The sequence below is a fragment of the Streptomyces sp. NPDC050509 genome, from assembly GCF_044457965.1.
Classification (GTDB): Bacteria; Actinomycetota; Actinomycetes; order Streptomycetales; family Streptomycetaceae; genus Streptomyces.
This window is the reverse complement of sequence record NZ_JBITHL010000011.1, coordinates 144,585-157,465: the sequence shown is the minus strand read 5'-3', so window position 1 is coordinate 157,465 and position 12,881 is coordinate 144,585. Positions and strand designations below refer to the sequence as shown.

The window sequence follows — 12,881 nt, the reverse complement described above, 5'->3', positions numbered from 1 at the left end:
CGCGACTGTGAGGTTGCCCTCCCCCTGTTTTCGCCAATGCGGGGGTTTCCCGGGGCGCGATACGCGGTAACAGGGGCCCCGCGCATGCGGCGCACGGTAAGGAGGCGGCGGCGCGTACGCCGCGAGGGGGCGGCGCGTGCCGGACGGCGGACCCCGTGGCGTCAGATCCCTGCCGCCGTCCGTTCACCCACAGGCGCTACGCTGCCCACGCCCGGGACGACGAGATCGCCATAGTTTGTGCCTGAACGGGGTCATTTGACGTGCCATGAATCCACCTCGGCGGCGCCACGGCGGAGGAGTCAGCGCGGACGGGCCCCCTTCTTCCTCCATATGAGCGACTCCGCGCCCGGCCCGTCAGCCCCCACCCGTCCCGTGTCCCCCGCCCGTTCCCTGATCGCCCCTTCCCTGCCGCTCACCGCCGCTCATCGCGCCGCCACTGCGCCGGCCGGTGCCTGATCATCTTTTGGATGGCGTCGTACTCCCATGTCTTGGTTCGAATCTTTCATCCTGGGGCTCGTCCAGGGGCTGACCGAGTTCCTGCCCATCTCGTCCAGCGCGCATCTGCGGCTGACCGCCGTGTTCGCGGGCTGGCACGACCCGGGTGCGGCGTTCACCGCGATCACTCAGATCGGTACGGAGGCGGCCGTGCTGATCTACTTCCGGAAGGACATCGTCCGCATCGTCTCGTCGTGGTTCCGCTCACTGACGGACAAGGAGATGCGCGGCGACCACGACGCCCAGATGGGGTGGCTGGTCATCGTCGGCTCCATCCCGATCGGGGTTCTCGGGGTCACGCTGAAGGACCAGATCAACGGCCCGTTCCGGGACCTGCGGCTGATCGCCGTCACGCTGATCGTGATGGGCATCGTCCTCGGCATCGCCGACCGGCTGGCGGCCCGCGACGAGACGGGCGGCAAGCACCGCGCGATCAAGGAGCGCAAGTCGCTCAAGGACCTGAGCGTCAAGGACGGTCTGATCTTCGGTTTCTGCCAGGCCATGGCCCTGGTGCCGGGCGTCTCCCGCTCGGGCGCCACCATCAGCGGCGGCCTGCTGATGGGCTACACCCGTGAGGCGGCGGCGCGTTACTCCTTCCTCCTCGCGATCCCGGCCGTGCTGGCCTCGGGCGCGTACGAGCTGAAGGACGCGGGCGAGGGTCATGTCTCCTGGGGGCCGACCATTTTCGCCACGTTCATCGCTTTCGCGGTGGGATATGCCGTTATCGCGTGGTTCATGAAGTTCATCACCACCAAGAGCTTCATGCCGTTCGTGATCTACCGGGTCCTGCTGGGCATCGCCCTCTTCGTCCTGGTCGGTACGGACACGGTGAGCCCGCACGCCGGCGAGTCGGCCGGCTGACCGCGTACGGGCCGTACGGGCCCCAGGAACTCCTGCCGATCAGCGGATCAGGGGAACAGCACGATCCCGACAGCGATCACCAGGACGACGACGGCCACGATGGCGATGACGCTCCAGGTACCGGTGTGCACCAGGGGTACCTTCGGGCCTCCGCCACGCGGCCGGTCCTCCGGCAGCTTCGGGTGGGGCGGCCTGTCACTCGCGTAGAACTCCGCTTCGGTTTTCATACGAACCTCCTCACAGAGGTCACTCCTCACCGGACTTATACCCACAGAGACAGCAAATGCACATAAAATGAAATGCCGATGTGTGAGGGGTTGCCTACCACGAGTGTGAGCAAGGACGCTCCCGGATCGGCACCGGGAGCCCCTTCACTGCCCCTACGCTTGGGACATGTCCTCTTCTTCCGCATCCGCTGTCCCGGCCTCCGGCGCCGTCGCGGCCAATGAGCGGATCCGCGCCCTCGTCGACGCGGCCGATGGAACATGGCCCTCGGAGGCGTACGAAGTCCTCCTGCTGGAGTGGGCCGCGGCCCTCCACGACGAGGTCGACCAGGCCGCCTGATTCCCGCGGCCGACCTCCGGCCGCCGTCGCACCGCACAGCCCCTGGACCATCCGGGGGCTGTTCCTTTTTGCCATCGGTGTGCGCGCCTCTTGGCCCGGGGCGTTCCCTGCCGGAGACTGAGCCGATGACACAGCGTGTGGACCTCGCGACCGTGATGGACCGGCTCGCCATCGATGAGGTGATCACCGGTTACGCGGTCGCCGTGGACGAGGCGGACTGGCCGGGGTTCCGGGCCCTGTTCACCCCCGACGGCCGCGCCGACTACACGGCGGCGGGCGGTATCGAAGGACCGGCCGCCGAGGTCGCCGACTGGCTGGCCGGCACCCTGCGGCCGTACACCGTACGCCAGCACCTGATCGTCAACCGGCGGCTGCGCCTCCAGGATCTGGGCGGCTACACCGGCGACCGCGCCGAGGTGCGCGCCGACTACCTGAGCCCGCTGAGCCACTCCTCCGGCGCGGACCTGCTGCGCGGCGGCACCCTCGCGTTCGGGCTGCTCCGTGACGACGCGGAGTGGCGGCTGGGTACGGTCACGGTGCACGAGAAGTGGCGGCGCGGCGCGGATCCCGCCGCGCCCTGATCCGCTTCACCGCCGTCCGGCAGGGGAAGGGTCTGCTGGACGGAAGGGTCTGCTGGACGGACTCGGCGAGGAGGCAGGGTGACGGGGACCACGGCCGACCGGTCGGAGCGCTCGCGGTACCGCCCCGGCCTGGCGTCGCCGTGGTGGCGCGGGGCCGCGGCGGTGACGGCGGGCTCGCTCTCCGCGCTCGCGTTCCCCGCGCCGTCGCTGTGGTGGCTCGCGTATGTCTCGCTGGTGCCCTGGATGCTGCTCGTACGGAGCGCCCCCACCTCCCGCCGGGCCGCGCTCGACGGCTGGCTGGGCGGTCTCGGGTTCATGGTCGCCGTGCACCACTGGCTGATGCCGAGCCTGCATGTCTTCATCGTGCTGCTGGCGGGCCTGCTCGGGCTGCTCTGGGCGCCCTGGGGGTGGCTGGTGCGGTCCGCGCTGGGCGGCACCGCGCCGTCCCCGGGGCGGGCGGCCGGCGCGCTCGCCGTGGTGCCCTCGGGGTGGCTGGTGATCGAGCTGACCAGGTCCTGGGAGGGGCTGGGCGGCCCCTGGGGGCTGCTCGGCGCCAGCCAGTGGGAGGTCTCCCCCGCGCTGCGGCTCGCCTCGGTGGGCGGGGTGTGGCTGGTGAGTCTGCTGGTGGTCGCGGTGAACACCGCGCTGACGCTGCTGATCGCGGTGGCCGCCGCGCGGACCGCCGCCGCCGTGGCCCTGGTGGTGTGCGGGCTCACCGTCGGGTCGGTGGCGGCGTGGGCGCCCCGGCCGCAGCCGTCGGGCCACACCCGGATCGCGGTCGTCCAGCCGGGCGTCATAGGCGGCGCCGACTCCGTCGAGCGGCGCTTCGCGCGCGGCGAGGCCCTGACCCGCACCCTGGCCGGTCGGAGTGCCGGGCAGGGCTTCGGTCTGGTGGTGTGGGGCGAGAGCAGTGTCGGGATGGATCTGGAGAGGCGGCCCGATCTCGCGGGGCGGCTCGCCGCGCTGTCGCGCACGGTCGGTGCGGAGATCCTGGTCAACGTGGACGCGCGCAGCACCGACGCGTCGGGCCGTACGGGCATCTTCAAGCGGAGCGTCCTCGTGGGCCCGGACGGGCCGACCGGCGCCGCGTACGACAAGATGCGCCTGGTCCCCTTCGGCGAGTACATACCGGCGCGCGCCGCCCTCGGCTGGGCGACCTCGGTGGGCAGGGCGGCGGGCGAGGACCGGGTGCGCGGTACACGCCAGGTGGTGATGACGGCGCCGGGACCGGGCGGTGAGCTGCGGTTCGGTCCGCTGATCTGCTTCGAGTCGGCGTTCCCCGATCTGAGTCGGCGGCTGGTGCAGTCGGGCGCGCGGATGCTGGTCGCGCAGTCGTCCACCTCGTCGTTCCGGGGGAGCTGGGCGCCGGAGCAGCACGCGTCGCTGGCGGCGCTGCGGGCCGCGGAGAGCGGCCGTCCGATGGTCCATGCCACGCTCACCGGCGTCAGCGCGGTCTTCGGCCCGGACGGGCGGCGGGTCGGGGACGCCGTCGGTACGGACCGCTCCACCGCCGCGGTCTTCGACGTACCCCTGGCGACGGGCACGACCCCGTACGTCAGGCTGGGCGACTGGGCGGTGTACGCGGCGCTCGCCGTGCTGGCGGTCGCGCTCGCGGTGGAGGGCGTACGGTCGCTCAGGCCGCCTGGTCCAGCGCCGCGCGTACCACCCGCTCGCACAGCTCGTGCGTCCGCAGGGCGTCCTGTGCGCTGAGGTACCGGCCCGCCCGTACGGCGTCCAGGAAGTGCAGCACGCACTGCTCGATACCGCGCTGGCGGGCGACGGGCACCCAGTCGCCGCGCCGCCGTACGCTCGGCTGGCCCTTGTGGTCGACGATCGTCGCGAGATCGTGGACGGCCCGCTTGGTGTCCTGTCCCGACACTTCGAGGATCTCCTCGGCGGAGCCGTTCAGCCGGTTCATCATGCCGATCGCGGTGAAGCCGTCGCCGGAGAGCTGAAGGACGACGTGGTGCAGCAGCCCGTCCCTGATCCTGGCCCGTACATCGGTGTGTTCGACGGGTCCCGGCAGCAGGAAGCGCAGGGTGTCGACGACATGGATGAAGTCGTCCAGGACGAAGGTGCGCGGGTCCTCCGGGAGCCCGACCCGGTTCTTCTGGAGCAGGATCAGCTCGCGCGGGTGTTCCAGGCACTGGGCGTAGCCGGGTGCGAAGCGGCGGTTGAAGCCGACGGCGAGGCTGACGCCGCGCTCCTCGGCCAGCTCCACCAGGCTCCGCGCGTCGGCGAGTTCGTACGCCAGGGGCTTGTCGACGTACGTGGGCACGCCCGCCGCCACCAGGCGCCTGACGATCCCGGCGTGCGCGGCGGTCGGGGCGTGCACGAACGCGGCGTCGAGGCCCTGCGCGAGCAGCGCGTCCAGATCGGTGTGGCAGTGCTCGGCGGGGATACGGAAGGTCTCGGCGGTGCGCGTGAGGGTGGCGGGCGTACGGGTCTGGAGGTGCGGCTCGACCCCGGGCAGGGTGGTGAGCACCGGCAGGTACGCCTTGTGCGCGATGTCGCCGAGCCCGATGCAGCCGACCTTCACGGGGGTCTCCCTGGCGTGGGTGGAGTGCGGTGCTCCACGGTGGGGTTCAGTGCTCCGCGCGGCCCAACGACGTGATGCGGGGCGTCATCCCCGCTGCCCGCGCGGTGTCCCGGAAGCATACGTGCGCCGCGGGGGCCGCCAGTCGGCGATGGAGTCGAAGTTCCGCAGCACGAGCCCGGCAGGCGTTGCTGGAGGCGGCGGTACGGCGCCACGCGGAGCGCGAGATGCGGGTGCTCACCCCGGACGAGATGCCCGTGGCCATGGGCGGCGGGGCCGGCCCTGTCGACGCGCTGGCCCTGGCCCTGCACCGGTATCTGACCCGCCATCCCGATCTGCTCATCGCCCGCTACGAACTGGCGCTGGAGGCCAGCCGCCGTCCGGAGCTGCGGGCCTTCTACGACGCGACGGGCGGTCAGTTCCGGCAACCGCTGGTCGCGATGATGACGGCGGCGGGCTCCGCCGAACCCGAACGGCACGCGCTCTCGCTGGTCGCGTGGTGCGAGGGGCTGATGTTCGCCTGCGCGGCCGGCTCGTACCACAGCGCCGTACCCTCCCTGGACGAGCTGCGCCGGGGCTTCGCCGAACTGCTGCGCGGCATGCTGGGCGATGCCGTGCCACCCGCGGGTGACAAGGCGGGGCCCGTCGGATAACCGCTGGCCACGGCGGGCGGGCGTACGTGAGGATGACCGCCATGACCACCACCGAGAGCGCCTCCGCGCCCGCCGCCCCGGCCACCGACACCCGCACCGTGCCCTCCACCGTCGCGGGTGAACGCGAGATGCTGGAGGGCTGGCTCGAATTCCACCGGGGGACCCTGGCCCTGAAATGTGCCGGACTGAACGGGGAACAGCTCAGGGAAAGAGCCGTACCCCCGTCGGACCTGAACCTGCTCGGTCTCGTCCGGCACATGGCCGAGGTCGAGAGCTCCTGGTTCCGCAACCGGCTGACCGACGAGAAGGCCCCGCCGATCTACTTCACCGACGCCGACCCGGACGGGGACCTCCACCCGGGCGAGGACGACACCTGGGACGAGGCGTACGCCACCTGGCAGGCCCAGATCGCCCATGCGCGGGAGGTCGCGGCCCCGCTCCCGCTCGACCATCTCGGCACGGGCGAGCGCGGCCGGACGACCGGCGAGCCGTACAACCTCCGCTGGATCTACACGCACATGATCGAGGAGTACGCCCGCCACAACGGCCACGCCGACCTCCTGCGCGAGCGCATCGACGGCACGACGGGCGACTGACCCAAGCGCGCCCCGCGCGACCCGCCGCGTGCGCCGCGCGGCCAGTGGTCCCGAGCCGTCAACGGGCGCCGACCGCACCCCCGAATGGCTTCACCCGTACGGGCCACGGAGCGCGCTTCCGCTCGCCAACGGCGCCCCGCGCCCAGCAGAGTTGCGCGCGTGCAGCGAACGAGAAACGTGGTGATGGCCCTGGTGGGCGTGGCGGTCACGGCCACCTCCGGATGTGTGGCCGTGGGGCCGCGCCCCGCGCAGGACCTCAGGCCCGCGCCCTCGGCGACCGCCCCCTCCGGCGGGCCGGGCGACGTGGAACCCCAGGTCGTCCAGTCCCCGGCCAAGGAGGCCCTGGAGCGGATCGTCCCCACCCGGCCCCCGGGGCGGGACGCCTCCGCCTCCCCCGGGGCACGGGGCCCGGCGCCCGACGGGGAGGGCGTCGACGGGACGGCGGGCGGGGACCGCTCCCCGGCCTCGCGAACGCCGGGGCGGGGTCACGGGCAGCCCCACGAGGGGGCTCACGGGCAGTCGGCGCCCCGGCTGCCCGCATCGATCCCGTCCGTACCGACCCTCAGCGAGGTCTGTGCGCTCGGCGAGGGCTTCGGGCGCTGGCCGGCCGACAGTCCGCAGGCCCGTATCTGCCAGGGGGCGAACGGAAATTGAGCCCGCCCCTCACCCTCACCGCTACCCCAGCCGCCGCTCCAGGCGGTCGATGCCCGCCCTGATCCCGTTCCCGTATCCGGCGGCCCCGAGCGCGTCCGCCGCGTCCCGCGCCCGGTCGAGGTGGAGCCGCGCCGCCTCCGGCCGCTGGAGCTTGAGGTAGTCGGCCGCGAGGTTGAGATGGAGGGACGGGTAGAAGGCGCGCACGGCGGGCGAAAGCTCCCCCGCGCCCCCGTCCGGCCCCTCCACTGCGGTCAGCGCCCGCAGGTCCCACGCCAGTTCGTCCCCCGGGTCGTCCTGGGTGTCGGCCAGGTAATGCGCCAGCGTGCAGCGGTGGAGCGGGTCCCCCGCCTCACCGATCTCCGCCCACAGCTCGCCGAAGCGGTTGCGGGCCTCCTCGCGGTCGCCGCCGTGGAGCAGCATGGCCGCCTGGCCGATCCTGGTCAGAACGGCATCCGCCGACGTCTGCCGCTGCTCCGCCACTGCCGCCTCCGCTTGTCCGTCGCGTAACTCCGACGAACATCACGCTAACCGCCCTCACGGGCATTCGCCCTCAGCCGAGGTCGGGGATGCGCCAGTCGATGGGCGCGTGCCCCTGCGCGGCGACCGCCTCGTTGATCTGGGTGAACGGGCGCGACCCGAAGAACTTCTTCGCCGACAGCGGCGAGGGGTGCGCGCCCTTCACCACCACATGGCGCTCCTCGTCGATCAGGGGGAGCTTCTTCTGCGCGTAGGCGCCCCACAGGACGAAGACCGCCGGGTCGGGCCGCTCGGCCACGGCGCGGATCACCGCGTCCGTCACCTTCTCCCAGCCCTTGCCCTTGTGGGAGTTGGCCTCGCCCTCGCGGACCGTCAGCACCGCGTTGAGCAGCAGGACCCCCTGCTGCGCCCAGGGCATCAGATAGCCGTTGTCCGGCACCGGATGGCCCAGCTCCTCCTTCATCTCCTTGTAGATGTTCCGCAGGGAGGGGGGCGTCCGTACCCCGGGACGGACCGAGAAGCACAGCCCGTGCCCCTGCCCCGCGCCGTGGTACGGGTCCTGGCCCAGGATCAGGACCTTCACCTGCTCGTACGGCGTGGCGTCGAGCGCGGCGAAGACCTCTTCGCGCGGCGGGTAGACCGGCCCCTTCGCCCGCTCCTCCTCGACGAAGTCGGTCAGCTCCTTGAAGTAGGGCTTTTCCAGCTCCTCGCCGAGGACACCACGCCAGGACGCGGGCAGCATGTCGGTGTCGGTCACGTCAACAACCTCCGGTAAGCAATCACTTGTATCCCTGAACCTACCGGTGACCACTGACAACCGTTCCTACCAGCCCTTTCCGGGGCCTCGCCCCCTCACGTACGCGCCACCGTCCGCGGGGTCCCTGGCCGGGGTCCGGGGCCGGGGTCCCCGGCCGGCGGTCAGCCGACCCCGGCGTTGAGGAAGATCCCTCCGTCGACCACGAGCGTCTGCCCGGTGATCCAGTCCGACTGGTCGGAGGTGAGGAACGCGGCGGCGCCGCCGATGTCCTCGGGCACCCCGAGCCGGCCCAGCGGGTACGCGGCGGCGGCCTCGGCCTCCCGGCCCTCGTACAGCGCCTGGGCGAACCTGGTCTTGACCACGGCGGGCGCGATGGCGTTGACCCGGACGGCCGGCGCGAACTCGTGTGCGAGCTGGAGGGTCAGGTTGACCATGGCCGCCTTGCTCATCCCGTACGCGCCGATGAAGGGGGACGCGGAGATCCCGGCGACGGACGCGATGTTCACGATCGCGCCACCGTTCTCCTTCTGCCAGGCGCGCCAGGTGAGCTGTGCGAAGCCGAGGGCGGAGATGACGTTGGTCTCGAACACCTTGCGGGCGACATTGAGGTCCAGTTCGGCCATCGGGCCGAAGACCGGGTTCGTTCCCGCGTTGTTGACCAGGAAGTCGACGCGCCCGAACGCCTCCATGGCGCGCTCGACGGCAACGGCCTGGTGCGCCTCGTCGTGCGCCTTGCCCGCCACGCCGATCACCCGGTCGGCGCCGAGCCGCTCCACGGCCTCCTTGAGCGCGTCCTCGTTCCGCCCGGTGATGCACACCCGGTCACCGCGCGCGACGAACGCCTCGGCCACGCCGTACCCGATGCCGCGGCTCGCGCCGGTGACCAGCGCGGCCCTGCCGCTCTCCGGGGCCCGCCCGCCCTGTTCCGTACGATCCGTCTGCTCTGTCATGTCGGCTGCCTCCGGTATCAGTTGAGCGGTCCGCCGGCCACGTACATGACCTGTCCCGAGACGAATCCGGCCGCGTCGCCCGCGAAGAAGGCGATCGCGTTCGCGACGTCCTCCGGCCGCCCGACGCGCTGCACGGGGATCTGGGTGGCGGCGGCGGCCTGGAACTCCTCGAAGCCCATGCCGACCCGGGCGGCGGTCTGGGCCGTCATCTCGGTGACGATGAAGCCGGGGGCCACCGCGTTGGCGGTGATGCCGAACTTGCCGAGCTCCTTGGCGAGGGTCTTCGTGAAGCCCTGGAGGCCCGCCTTGACGGCGGCGTAGTTGGCCTGGCCACGGTTGCCCAGCGCGGAACTGGAGGAGAGGCTGACGATACGGCCGAACCCGGCATCCACCATGTGCTTCTGACACGCCTTCGCCATCAGGAAGGCGCCCTTGAGATGGACGTTCATCACGGTGTCCCAGTCGGACTCGCTCATCTTGAAGAGGAGGTTGTCCCGGAGCACGCCCGCGTTGTTGACGAGTACGGTCGGGGCGCCCAGTTCGGCGGCGACCCGCGCGACGGCCGCCTCCACCTGCGCGCCGTCCGAGACGTCACAGCCGACGGCGAGGGCGGTGCCGCCCGCCGCGGTGATCTTCTCCACGGTGTCCTTGCAGGCCGCCTCGTCGAGATCGAGTACGGCCACGGCGCGGCCCTCCGCGGCCAGCCGTACCGCGGTGGCGGCGCCAATGCCGCGCGCCGCCCCGGTCACGACCGCTACGCGCTGCTCGGTGGTGGACATCCCTGATCTCCTCGCCCTAGGATCCTGCGGCCCTGATGCTGAGCAACCGCTTAGTAGGTTCAGCAGACAGACGCTAGAAGCCGGAGCACGCCGTGTCAACGGCCGACGACCGCCGGTGGCGGAATCGGCCGCTGGAAAACACGGGAAGGGGCAAGGAGGAGCGCGGAGGGACGACCCGGAGGACAGCGGCTCGGAGGACAGCGGCTCGGAGGACAGCGGCTGGACAGCGACTCGGAGCGTTTCAGAGCACGAGGAGACGCAGCAGCCGTTCCGCCTCGGCTCGCGGGTCGGCCGTCAGCCCCGTATGGACGGGTCCCGGCTGTACGACGGTCGAGCGCGGCGCGATGAGCCAGCGGAAGCGCCGGCCCGCGTCGTCCACGGCTGCCTGTCCGGCCGCGTCGCCGCCCGCGCAGATGCCCTCGACCGCGCGCAGCGCCGCCCGTACCCCCGCGAGGTCCGCCCGCGGGTCGAGAGCGGACAGCTTGGCCTCGTCGAGGTGCGTGAGGGCGCCGACGTAGGAGCGCGCGCGGCAGTAGACCAGCACCCCGGCGTTGAAGCACTCGCCCCGCTCGACGCGCGGCACGACCCGCAGCAGCGCGTATTCGTACGTGTCCTTCTCGCCCTTGACGTTCTTGACGTACGTGGGTCCGGTGAAGTCCCTCGTGGTCACTGGGCGCCGCCCTTCTCGCTCGGCGCACCCTGCGCCCGGCGCGACCGCGGGGCCAGCCGGTCGGCCAGCCACCCCGGCGCCCGCGAGGGCCGCTCGGGGCTGGGCGCGTCCAGCGTGATGCGCCGGTGGATCGTCGCGGCGCGCTCCAGCAGCGGCGCCACGTAGGCCCGGCGCAGCGCCTCGGTGGAGTCGAAGCCGGGCTCGTCGGCCAGCCACTCCTCCGGTACGTCGGCGGTGACCTCGGTCAGCAACTCCTCGGTGACCAGCGGGGCGAGCTGTTCGGCGGCGGAGGCGACATCGGGGGTGAAGGGCGCGAGCGCGTGGTCGGAAGCGTTGTACGGCTTGGCGGCGGACGTCCGGGCGCCCGGCCAGTTGTGGTGCCAGATCATGGTGGCCCCGTGGTCGATGAGCCACAGATCCCCGTGCCAGACCAGCAGGTTGGGGTTGCGCCAGGAGCGGTCGACGTTGTTGATGACGGCGTCGAACCAGACGATCCGGCCCGCCTCCTCGGGGCTCACTTCGTACGCCAGCGGATCGAAGCCGATCGACCCCGGCAGGTAGTCCATCCCGAGGTTCGTTCCACCGCTGGCCTTCAGCAGCTCCTGCACCTCCTGGTCGGGCTCCGAGAGCCCGATGACCGGGTCGAGTTCCATCCGTACCAGCTCGGGGATCGGCAGCCCGAGCCTGCGCGCGAGCTGTCCGCAGATGACCTCGGCGACGAGCGTCTTGCGGCCCTGTCCGGCCCCGGTGAACTTCATGACGTACGTACCGAGATCGTCGGCTTCGACGATCCCGGGAAGCGAGCCACCCTCACGCAAGGGCGTGACATAGCGGGTTGCGGCGACTTCTCTCAGCACTTTCCCAGGCCACCCATCTCTTCAGCCCTGCAATCCACGGTCCGTTTCGGAGGGGTGCAGCAGCAGGATTCGTCCGCCCACGGCCTTGGGGAGAATCCGGGGAGTTTCAACTGGCATGCGGTTCTCCCTCCTTACTCGAGCAGTCCGTCGATGACGGTGCGCCCCTTGCTTCCGGCCTTCGGCATGAAGTGAGCATAGTAACCGAGGGTGATCGCGGGCGAGGAGTGCCCAAGCCACCGCGCCAAGGTCACCACGGACTCTCCGGCCTCCAGGATGATCGATGCGCAGGTGTGCCGCAGCACGTGGAAGCCGTCCTTCGGGGCCGCCGCCCACGGCCAGGGTTTCGCTCCCTCGGCACGCGGGGGAATGACGCCGGCCCCGGCCGACGCTGGCTTCCGGCTACACCCTCATCGGCGCGGGCGACGCACCCGAGTCCCCCCAAAAGGTGCCCCGCTTCATCCCCGACCACGAACTCGACAAGCTCATGCCGGTCATCGACGCGATCGCCTGCCCGTTCCAACGCGCCGCCCTGCTGGTGGCCCGCTGGTCCGGGGCCCGCCGCACGGAGATCCAGCGCCTCCCGGTCGACTGCCTGGACCGCTACCCCGACGGCACCCCACGGCTGCGTTTGTCCGGTCGCAAAACCTATCGAGAGCGGGTCGTCCCACTGCACGAGGACGCCGCCGAGGCCCTGCAAAAAGTCATCGACCTGCGCAGACACGCGCCCGAGCGACCCTTCACCGACGAGCGCACCGGCGAGGAAGTCCGCTACCTGTTCATGAGCCACGGCAAGCTGCTGTCGACCTACTACCTGTTCGAGACCTCGATCCAGGACGCCTGCAAAGCTGTCGGCCTGGTCCGTCCCGATGGCTGCGACGGCGCCGGCCGAGGCACCGTCGCGGCGCCCACCGATTCCGTCACACCGTCGGCACCCAGCTCGCCGAACGCGGCGCGAAGCTGCACACCATCATGAAGTTCCTCGGGCACACCTCCGTGAGCATGGCACTCGTCCACGCACAGGTCAGCGACCAGGAAGTACTGCGCGACTACCGGGCCGTCCTCGGACCCGGAGCAACGATCGCCGGGCCCGCCGCCGCAGAACTCAGAACCGGCGCTCTGCCGGACACCTCAATCGACTGGCTCAAGACGAACTTCTTCAAAACGGAGCTTGAACTCGGCCGGTGCCTGCGCCTTCCTACCGAAGGCCCATGCGAGTGCGACCTTTACCTGACCTGCGCCAAGTTCGTCACCACACCTGAGTACGTCCCACGGCTGCGGGCTCGACGTGAAGTCGAGCAGACCCTCGCTCACGACGCCGCCGTACGCGGCTGGGACCGCGAGGTGGGACGGCACCGCTGCACCAGCCGGCGCATCGACAAGCCTCTGGCGGACCTTGGGCAACCCGCCCATCCCGACGAGAAAGCCGAAGACTCCAGTGCGTGATCACTCCC

17 protein-coding genes and 1 pseudogene are annotated in these 12,881 nt (G+C 71.4%); 9 read left to right on the top strand and 9 right to left on the bottom strand.

Annotated elements, in window-relative coordinates:
* Positions 1 to 483: 483 nt before the first annotated feature.
* The gene (locus ACIBJC_RS29565; protein ID WP_399297620.1) at positions 484 to 1,356 is read left to right on the top strand and encodes an undecaprenyl-diphosphate phosphatase; all 873 of its coding nucleotides are present in this window, start codon (positions 484 to 486) and stop codon (positions 1,354 to 1,356) included.
* Positions 1,357 to 1,403: 47 nt separating this feature from the next.
* Here ACIBJC_RS29565 and ACIBJC_RS29560 read toward each other — a convergent pair whose 3' ends face one another.
* Entirely contained in the window at positions 1,404 to 1,583 is a 180-nt protein-coding gene (locus ACIBJC_RS29560) for a hypothetical protein (RefSeq protein WP_399297618.1), read from the bottom strand.
* A gap of 166 nt (positions 1,584 to 1,749) precedes the next feature.
* Here ACIBJC_RS29560 and ACIBJC_RS29555 point away from each other — a divergent pair, with 166 nt between their 5' ends.
* The 3 genes from ACIBJC_RS29555 to lnt all read left to right on the top strand — a co-directional run bounded on the left by ACIBJC_RS29555 (position 1,750) and on the right by lnt (position 4,211).
* Positions 1,750 to 1,920, top strand: a complete 171-nt coding sequence (locus tag ACIBJC_RS29555; protein ID WP_329823175.1) for a hypothetical protein — start codon at positions 1,750 to 1,752, stop codon at positions 1,918 to 1,920.
* 125 nt (positions 1,921 to 2,045) lie between these two features.
* Positions 2,046 to 2,501, top strand: coding sequence for a nuclear transport factor 2 family protein (locus ACIBJC_RS29550; protein ID WP_399297616.1), 456 nt, complete (start codon positions 2,046 to 2,048; stop codon positions 2,499 to 2,501).
* A gap of 78 nt (positions 2,502 to 2,579) precedes the next feature.
* Positions 2,580 to 4,211: an apolipoprotein N-acyltransferase gene (lnt, locus tag ACIBJC_RS29545; RefSeq protein WP_399297614.1), complete on the top strand. Its 1,632-nt coding sequence runs from the start codon at positions 2,580 to 2,582 to the stop codon at positions 4,209 to 4,211.
* On the opposite strand, the gene ACIBJC_RS29540 is transcribed toward lnt, so the two are convergent.
* Positions 4,135 to 5,040 (bottom strand): Gfo/Idh/MocA family protein, encoded by a 906-nt coding sequence (locus tag ACIBJC_RS29540; protein ID WP_399297612.1) that lies wholly within the window; start codon positions 5,038 to 5,040, stop codon positions 4,135 to 4,137. The genes lnt and ACIBJC_RS29540 overlap by 77 nt on opposite strands.
* Positions 5,041 to 5,192: 152 nt before the next feature.
* Between ACIBJC_RS29540 and ACIBJC_RS29535 the strand changes: the two are divergent.
* The 3 genes and pseudogenes from ACIBJC_RS29535 to ACIBJC_RS29525 form a co-directional block, all read left to right on the top strand.
* A pseudogene (locus ACIBJC_RS29535) lies at positions 5,193 to 5,690 on the top strand (TetR/AcrR family transcriptional regulator); the annotation flags it as partial.
* A 32-nt stretch (positions 5,691 to 5,722) separates the two neighbouring features.
* Positions 5,723 to 6,286 (top strand): DinB family protein, encoded by a 564-nt coding sequence (locus ACIBJC_RS29530; protein ID WP_399297611.1) that lies wholly within the window; start codon positions 5,723 to 5,725, stop codon positions 6,284 to 6,286.
* A 159-nt stretch (positions 6,287 to 6,445) separates the two neighbouring features.
* Positions 6,446 to 6,940 (top strand): hypothetical protein, encoded by a 495-nt coding sequence (locus ACIBJC_RS29525; protein ID WP_399297610.1) that lies wholly within the window; start codon positions 6,446 to 6,448, stop codon positions 6,938 to 6,940.
* Between the two features lie 21 nt (positions 6,941 to 6,961).
* On the opposite strand, the gene ACIBJC_RS29520 is transcribed toward ACIBJC_RS29525, so the two are convergent.
* The 7 genes from ACIBJC_RS29520 to ACIBJC_RS29490 all read right to left on the bottom strand — a co-directional run bounded on the left by ACIBJC_RS29520 (position 6,962) and on the right by ACIBJC_RS29490 (position 11,732).
* Positions 6,962 to 7,420, bottom strand: a complete 459-nt coding sequence (locus ACIBJC_RS29520; protein ID WP_399297608.1) for a hypothetical protein — start codon at positions 7,418 to 7,420, stop codon at positions 6,962 to 6,964.
* 70 nt (positions 7,421 to 7,490) lie between these two features.
* Complete coding sequence (locus ACIBJC_RS29515) at positions 7,491 to 8,174, bottom strand: uracil-DNA glycosylase (protein WP_329823188.1); 684 nt, start codon at positions 8,172 to 8,174, stop codon at positions 7,491 to 7,493.
* 161 nt (positions 8,175 to 8,335) lie between these two features.
* Entirely contained in the window at positions 8,336 to 9,124 is a 789-nt protein-coding gene (locus tag ACIBJC_RS29510; protein ID WP_399297606.1) for an SDR family oxidoreductase, read from the bottom strand.
* A 17-nt stretch (positions 9,125 to 9,141) separates the two neighbouring features.
* Positions 9,142 to 9,903 carry a 3-oxoacyl-ACP reductase FabG gene (gene fabG / locus ACIBJC_RS29505; protein ID WP_329823190.1) on the bottom strand — a complete coding sequence of 254 codons (762 nt, stop codon included), beginning with the start codon at positions 9,901 to 9,903 and terminating at the stop codon, positions 9,142 to 9,144.
* Between the two features lie 241 nt (positions 9,904 to 10,144).
* Positions 10,145 to 10,573: a DUF3037 domain-containing protein gene (locus ACIBJC_RS29500; protein WP_399297603.1), complete on the bottom strand. Its 429-nt coding sequence runs from the start codon at positions 10,571 to 10,573 to the stop codon at positions 10,145 to 10,147.
* Entirely contained in the window at positions 10,570 to 11,430 is an 861-nt protein-coding gene (locus ACIBJC_RS29495) for a HipA family kinase (RefSeq protein WP_399297601.1), read from the bottom strand. The genes ACIBJC_RS29500 and ACIBJC_RS29495 overlap by 4 nt, the downstream gene beginning before the upstream one ends.
* 131 nt (positions 11,431 to 11,561) lie before the next feature.
* Positions 11,562 to 11,732, bottom strand: coding sequence for a tyrosine-type recombinase/integrase (locus ACIBJC_RS29490; protein WP_399297599.1), 171 nt, complete (start codon positions 11,730 to 11,732; stop codon positions 11,562 to 11,564).
* A 143-nt stretch (positions 11,733 to 11,875) separates the two neighbouring features.
* Here ACIBJC_RS29490 and ACIBJC_RS29485 point away from each other — a divergent pair, with 143 nt between their 5' ends.
* Complete coding sequence (locus tag ACIBJC_RS29485) at positions 11,876 to 12,403, top strand: tyrosine-type recombinase/integrase (protein ID WP_399297597.1); 528 nt, start codon at positions 11,876 to 11,878, stop codon at positions 12,401 to 12,403.
* A complete protein-coding gene (locus ACIBJC_RS29480; RefSeq protein ID WP_399297832.1) occupies positions 12,301 to 12,873 on the top strand; it encodes a tyrosine-type recombinase/integrase in 573 nt (190 codons plus the stop codon). The genes ACIBJC_RS29485 and ACIBJC_RS29480 overlap by 103 nt, the downstream gene beginning before the upstream one ends.
* The last annotated feature ends 8 nt before the right edge of the window (positions 12,874 to 12,881 follow it).